At 71.7% G+C, this 7,265-nt stretch carries 4 protein-coding genes; all 4 read left to right on the forward strand.

The genetic code is table 11. The annotated features are described in order from the left end of the window. On the forward strand, positions 1-804 hold an 804-nt coding region (locus ESO86_RS08455), incomplete at its 5' end, for an ATP-binding cassette domain-containing protein (protein ID WP_129234500.1). A gap of 185 nt (positions 805-989) precedes the next feature. Next, positions 990-2,864 (forward strand): PA domain-containing protein, encoded by a 1,875-nt coding sequence (locus ESO86_RS08460; RefSeq protein WP_165307516.1) that lies wholly within the window; start codon positions 990-992, stop codon positions 2,862-2,864. 89 nt (positions 2,865-2,953) lie between these two features. Next, the gene (locus ESO86_RS08465; RefSeq protein ID WP_129234502.1) at positions 2,954-4,438 is read left to right on the forward strand and encodes an anthranilate synthase component I family protein; all 1,485 of its coding nucleotides are present in this window, start codon (positions 2,954-2,956) and stop codon (positions 4,436-4,438) included. Between the two features lie 84 nt (positions 4,439-4,522). Continuing rightward, entirely contained in the window at positions 4,523-7,096 is a 2,574-nt protein-coding gene (gene leuS / locus ESO86_RS08470) for a leucine--tRNA ligase (RefSeq protein ID WP_129234503.1), read from the forward strand. The last annotated feature ends 169 nt before the right edge of the window (positions 7,097-7,265 follow it).

Raw genomic sequence — 7,265 nt, forward strand, 5'->3', positions numbered from 1 at the left:
GTGACGAGCGATTCGGGCCGGTCGGACGTGCCGGCCCCGTCGGTCGCGCCTGCCGAGTCGCACGATGCCGCCGCAGGGCCATCGACCCCCGGCCGCCACCTGCCCGCCATCGCCCTCCGTGCCGTGACCGCACGCTGGCCTGCGCTGGACGAGGAGGCCCCGGCACCGGGCGTCGCGCCGCCGCGCCCGCAGTCCGCGCTCGACCCGTTCGACCTGGACCTCGCACCGGGGGAGCGGGTGCTCGTGACCGGACCCTCCGGGGTCGGGAAGACGACGCTCGCGCACGTGCTCGTCCGCTTCCTGGAGTACGGAGGCTCCTATCGCCTCGACGGCGTCGAGGCGCGCGACCTCGACCCCCGGGAGGTCCGACGCGTGGTCGGCCTGGTCGAACAGCGACCGTGGCTGTTCGACGAGGACCTCCGACAGAACCTGGCGTTCGCGCGCGACACGGCGAGCGACGACGAGCTGATGGCGGTGCTCGATCGCGTCGGCCTCGCGACATGGGCCGAGGAGCGCGGCGGGCTCGACGCGCGAGTGGGGGAGCGCGGCGGCCTCGTCTCGGGCGGCCAGGCGCAGCGCATCGCCCTCGCGCGGGCGATGCTCGCCGACTTCCCCGTGCTCGTGCTCGACGAACCGACCGCGAGCGTCGACCCGGAGCGGGCCGACGCCCTCCTGCGCGACCTGCTCGCCGCGGCCGGTGATCGGTCGGTGGTGCTCGTGTCGCACACCGGCGCGCCGCACGATCTCGTCGATCGGGCGGTTCGGATGGCGCGACCCGCCGACGCTCCTCCTGCGCCCGACTGAGCAGCGCCCGAGGCGCGGCCCGCCCCGCCGGGTGCTCACGACGTGGTCCGATCGCCGCGGCGATTTCGTGCGTGATGCGCACGGTCGTTGCGCAGTCCGGGGAACCCCCTAGTCGTACCGGCCGTCCGATGCTTGACTCCCAGCAATCGACGCACCACCCCGATTGCAGAGGAGCCATCACCCCCATGAGAGCACTACGCACCGGTACCGCGGCCGTCGCCGTCGCGGCGCTCGCACTCGGTGCCGGACCGGCCTTCGCCCACGACGACACCCCCTGGGTCGACGACGGCGTGCTGGACTCCGGCAAGGAGACCCACCAGCACCACGCGCACGACCAGCAGCACGGCGAGGAGGAGGGGCACCTTCCCGCCTCGAGCGAGAACGTCACGAAGATCGCGAACCTGGACCTCTTCGAGGACGAGGAGCAGCCCGGACGCATCGCGGACGTGTCGGCCTACGGGAACTACGCCTACCTCACCGCGTTCTGGGAGCCCGAGTGCGACCGAGGCGGCGTCTACATCGTCGACATCTCCGACCCGGAGGCACCCGAACTGGTCACGCTGATCCCGAGCCACCGAGGCACGTTCAGCGGCGAGGGGTCGCAGGTGCTCCACCTGGAGACGGAGTACTTCTCGGGCGAGGTGCTCGCGTACCAGAACGAGATCTGTCCCGGTGACACGCACGGAATCGGCGGCATCAGCCTGGTCGACGTCTCCGACCCGACGAAGCCGAAGATGCTCGTCGAGGGCGCCGGCGACTTCACCTTCTCCGGCCCGTCGACGAAGGTGTCCGGCAAGGCGCAGACGAAGGCCAACGAGACCCACTCGGTGCGGATGTGGACCGACGGCGACAATGCGTACGCCGTGCTCGTCGACGACCTCGAGGACACCGACATCGACATCCTCGACATCACGAACCCGTCCAAGCCGAAGCTCGTCTCCGAGACCTCGCTCGACTCGGTGACCGCGCAGGCTCCGGGCGAGGTGCACGGCGACGCCGTCTTCCTCCACGACATGGTGGTGGAGGAGATCGACGGCGAGATGATCATGCTCGTCTCGTACTGGGACGGCGGCTACGCGCTGCTGAACGTCGACGACCCGGCGAACCCGGTGTTCCTCCGCGACACCGACTTCGAGGCGTCCGATCCGGTGCGCGACCTCTTCGGCCAGACCGTGACGCCCGAGGGCAACGCCCACCAGGCCGAGTTCACGAACGACCGCGAGTTCTTCATCGCGACGGACGAGGACTTCGACCCGTACCGCGTGATCGCGACCATGGAGGACGGCACGGAGTTCACCGCGATCCAGGGCTCCGACGTGCCGCAGGTCGACACCGAGACGACGCTCGCCGGCGACACCCGCTTCGTGGGCCTCGCCTGCGATGCCGCGAGCGTGCCGGCCGCGAACCCCGGCGAGATCGCGGTCATCGAGCGCGGCGTGTGCGACTTCACGGTGAAGGTGCAGAACGCCGAGGCCAAGGGGTACGAGGGTGCGGTCGTCTTCAACCGCACGGGCGTCGACGGCTGCGACACCCTCGTCTCGATGCTCGTCGATGCCGGGATCCCGGCGGTCTTCGTCTCGCGGACCGACGGCTTCCGGATCCTGACGGGCGGCGTGCCGGGCGACTACACGTGCGACGCCTCCGGTGCGGGGACGACCGTTCCGACGCCGGTCGGCGGCCTCGGGCAGGACGTCGCGATCCAGGCGGTCTTCGACGGCTGGGGCTACGTGCACCTGTACGACGCCGAGACGATGGAGGACCTCGACCAGTACTGGGTGCCCGAGAGCCAGGACGCCGCATACGCGTCGGGCTTCGGCGACCTCTCGGTCCACGAGGTCGCGACCGACCCCGATGACGACCTGGCCTACATCTCGTACTACGCCGCGGGCTTCCGCGTCGTGAGCTACGAGGGCGGCCAGTTCGAGGAGCTCGGCCACTACATCGAGGACGGCGGCAACAACTTCTGGGGCGTCGAGGTGCACGATCACCCGAACGGCCAGCAGTACGTGCTCGCCTCCGACCGCGACAGCGGGCTGTACATCCTCCAGTACACGCCCTGATCCGCTGAACGCATCACACGGCGGGCGGGTGCCGACGGCACCCGCCCGCTGCGTGCGCCCGGGGCGGGGCGCGGCCGTAGGCTGAGGGGATGCCGCGACGAATCCGCAGCACGGTGCTGCCCGGGTGGCGCGACCCGCAGGCCGTGTTCCTCGACCTCGCGGTCGCGGCGTCGCGCGTCGCCTGGCTGGACGGCGGGGATGACGCGACCACCGGGCGGAGCGTCATCGCCATCGCCGCGGAGGACGCTCCGGTCGTGCTGGCCGACGGCGACGCCGATCCCGATGCGGTCTACGCGGCACTCGCCGCCGAGCTCGACGTCGACGCGTCGCAGGTCACCGGCGGAGGCCCGGCCGCGGTCGGCTGGTACGGCTGGTTCGGCTACGAGTTCGGCGCGCGCACGCTCGGCGTGCCCGCGGCCGCCGCCCCGACGCCCGAGGTCGCCTTCTTCCTCGCGGGTCGCGTCATCGTGTTCGACCACGGGAGCCGGACCATCCGGTTGGAGTGGCTGGACGACGATGCGGGCGGGAGCACGGCGCCGAGCGAGTGGGTGGAGCGCACGACCCGCGCGATCGAGCGGATCGGATCGTCGAACAGCGGCGCCGCGGCATCCGTCGACCGGCCCGACTCGCGCTCGGCGCCGGACGCGCGGCCGGCGAGCACCCGCTGGCGGCACGAGCCGGGCGAGTACCGGCGCCTGATCGCGGAGTGCCAGGCGGCGATCACGCGCGGGGACGCCTACCAGCTCTGCCTCACGAACCGGGTCGACGTCGACGTCCGTCCCGATCCGGTCGCCGCCTACCTCGCGCTGCGCGCCTCGAGCCCCAGCCACCACGGCGGTCTCGTCCGCATCGACGAGGTGGCGCTCCTCAGCGCGTCGCCCGAGCAGTTCCTGCTGGTCGCGCCGGACGGCACGGTGGCCACCAAGCCCATGAAGGGCACGCGCCCGCGGTCGGCCGATCCGACGAGGGATGCCGCGCTCCGCGCCGAGCTCCACGCCAGCGAGAAGGAGCGCGCCGAGAACCTGATGATCGTCGACCTCATGCGCAACGACCTCGGCCGCATCGCCGAGCTCGGCTCGGTCCGGGTGCCGGACCTGCTCGTGGTCGAGGAGTACGCCCACGTGCACCAGCTCGTCTCGACGGTCACCGCGCGGCTGCGCCATCCGCTCACCGCCCTCGACGCCGTGCGCTCGGCGTTCCCCGCCGGATCGATGACGGGAGCGCCGAAGCTGTCCGCCATGACGATCCTGCACGGACTCGAGCGCGGGCCGCGCGGCGTGTACTCGGGTGCGTTCGGATGCCTCGGAGTGGACGGGACGGCCGACCTCGCCATGGTGATCCGCTCGATCGTGCTGACGCCCGACGGGGCGTCGATCGGCACCGGCGGCGGCATCACCGCACTGTCCGACCCCGACGAGGAGGTCGAGGAGACCCGGGTGAAGGCGCGGGCCCTGATCGCCGTGCTCGGCGGCGAGACGCCGGGCGCATGGGTCGGACCCGCTGCGGTCCCGCCGGTCGCAGTCGATGACGACGACGCCGGCCGCGAACGCCCGACGCACGACTCCGGGCATTGAGTAGGCTTGATCCTCGGGCGCCCGTCGCGCGCGCCCGCACCCGGGCGACTCGCCCGCCCCCCGCGCATCACGATTGAGAGTCACGTGGCACACGAGCAGGACACCCCCCAGGCCGAGGCAGGCACCTACGACTTCGCGACGATCCAGGCGAAGTGGCTTCCGGTGTGGGAGGAGCTCGAGCCGTTCCGCGCGGCGAAGCCGGGGGACACGCGCCCCCGCAAGTACATCCTCGACATGTTCCCGTACCCGTCGGGCGACCTGCACATGGGCCACGCCGAGGCGTTCGGCTTCGGCGACGCGGCCGCGCGATACTGGCGTCACCAGGGCTTCGACGTGCTGCACCCGATCGGCTGGGACTCCTTCGGCCTGCCCGCGGAGAACGCGGCGATCAAGCGCGGCGCCGACCCGAAGGCGTGGACCTACGCGAACATCGAGCAGCAGAAGCGATCGTTCAAGCAGTACGCGCCGTCGTTCGACTGGACGCGTGAACTCCACACCAGCGACCCCGAGTACTACAAGTGGAACCAGTGGCTGTTCCTCAAGCTGTACGAGAAGGGCATCGCGTACCGCAAGGACGGCCAGGTCAACTGGTGCCCGGTCGACCAGACCGTGCTCGCCAACGAGCAGGTCGTCGACGGCCACTGCGAGCGCTGCGGCGCGGTCGTCACGAAGAAGGCGCTGACGCAGTGGTACTTCCGCGTCACCGACTACGCCGACCGGCTGCTCGACGACCTGAACCAGCTCGAGGGCAAGTGGCCGAACAAGGTCCTGACCATGCAGCGCAACTGGATCGGCCGTTCCTCGGGCGCCGACGTCGACTTCGCCATCGAGGGGCGCGAGCAGCCCGTGACGGTGTTCACGACCCGCCCCGACACGCTCTACGGCGCGACGTTCATGGTCGTCGCGCCCGACTCGGCGCTGGCCGAGGAGCTCGCAGCGGGCGCCTCGGAGGAGGTGCGGGCGCGTTTCGACGAGTACCTGGGGTCGGTGCGCGCCGAGAGCGACATCGACCGCCTCTCCACCGACCGCCCGAAGACCGGCGTCTTCCTGGAGCGCTACGCGGTCAACCCGATCAACGGCGAGCGCCTGCCGATCTGGGCGGCGGACTACGTGCTCGCCGACTACGGCCACGGCGCGATCATGGCCGTGCCCGCGCACGACCAGCGCGACCTCGACTTCGCGCGCGCCTTCGAGCTGCCGGTCCGAGTCGTCGTCGACACGAACGCGCCGGTGACCGGCGTCATCCCCGTCATCCCGGTCGACGAGCACGGCGTGCCGCTGCCCATGGACGACCTGCCGTCGCTCGACCCCGCGGGCACGGGCGTCGCGCTGGCCGGCGAGGGGCGCCTGACGAACTCCGGGCCGCTCAACGGCCTGAGCAAGACCAACGCGATCCGGCGCGCGATCGAGATCCTCGAGGAGCGCGGCGTCGGCCGTGCCGCGAAGAACTACCGCCTCCGCGACTGGCTCATCTCCCGCCAGCGGTACTGGGGCACGCCGATCCCGATCATCCACTGCGAGCACTGCGGCGAGGTCGCGGTCCCCGAGGCCGACCTGCCCGTGCGGCTGCCGGACGCCGCGGGGCTCGACCTCTCGCCGAAGGGTGCGAGCCCGCTCGGCGCCGCCGAGGAGTGGGCGCGCGTGACGTGCCCGCAGTGCGGCCGCGAGGCACGCCGCGACTCGGACACGATGGACACGTTCGTCGACAGCTCCTGGTACTACCTGCGCTACCTGAACCCGAACGACGACGCGCGCGCCTTCGACCCGGCCGAGGCCGAGAAGTGGATGCCGGTCGACCAGTACGTCGGCGGTGTCGAGCACGCCATCCTGCACCTGCTGTACTCGCGCTTCGTCACGAAGGTGCTCTTCGACCTCGGCTACCTCGGGTTCACCGAGCCGTTCACGTCGCTGCTCAACCAGGGCATGGTCATCATGGACGGCACCAAGATGTCGAAGTCGAAGGGCAACCTGGTCGAGTTCGCCTCCGAGCTGTCGGCGCACGGCGCCGATGCGCTGCGCGTCACCATGGCCTTCGCCGGCCCGCCGGAGGACGACATCGACTGGGCCGACGTCTCGCCGGTCGGGGCGGCCAAGTTCCTGGCCCGCGCATGGCGCATCTCGGGCGAGGTCACCTCGAGCCCCGACGTCGAGTGGAAGTCGGGCGACCGGGCGCTCCGGCGCATCACGCACCGCCTGCTGGCCGACGCCCCGGGCCTCGCCGAGTCGTTCAAGTTCAACGTCATCGTGGCGCGCCTCATGGAGCTCGTGAACGCGACGCGCAAGGCGATCGACTCCGGCCCCGGCGCCGGTGACGCGGCCGTGCGCGAGGCCGCCGAGGTCACCGCGATGATCCTCGACCTGTTCGCGCCCTACACGGCGGAGGACATGTGGGAGCGGCTCGGCTACGAGCCCACGGTCGCGAACGTGGCGTGGCGCAAGGCCGACCCCGCGCTCCTCGTCGAGGAGTCGGTCACGGCGATCGTGCAGGTCGACGGCAAGGTGCGCGACCGCCTGGAGGTCTCGCCGAAGATCGGCGCCGACGAGCTCGAGTCGCTCGCGCGCGCCTCGGCCGCGGTGACCCGCTCGGTCGGCGAGCGCGAGATCGTCAACGTGATCGTGCGGGCGCCGAAGCTCGTCAACATCGCCACGCGCGGTTAGGTCCCGCCGGTTCGAGCCGTCCTCCACAGTGAGGCGGTCCGACGGTGTTCCTCGCGCGCCCGACGGGCGCGGAGTCCGAGGTCGCGCCGGGTCGTAGCGTCGCGGCGTGACCGTCGAACCTCCCGACCCGCTCGCCCGGCTGGACGGCGCGCGCGCCCGCCCGCGGTCG

This window comes from Agromyces binzhouensis (assembly GCF_004135055.1).
GTDB classification, from domain to species: domain Bacteria; phylum Actinomycetota; class Actinomycetes; order Actinomycetales; family Microbacteriaceae; genus Agromyces; species Agromyces binzhouensis.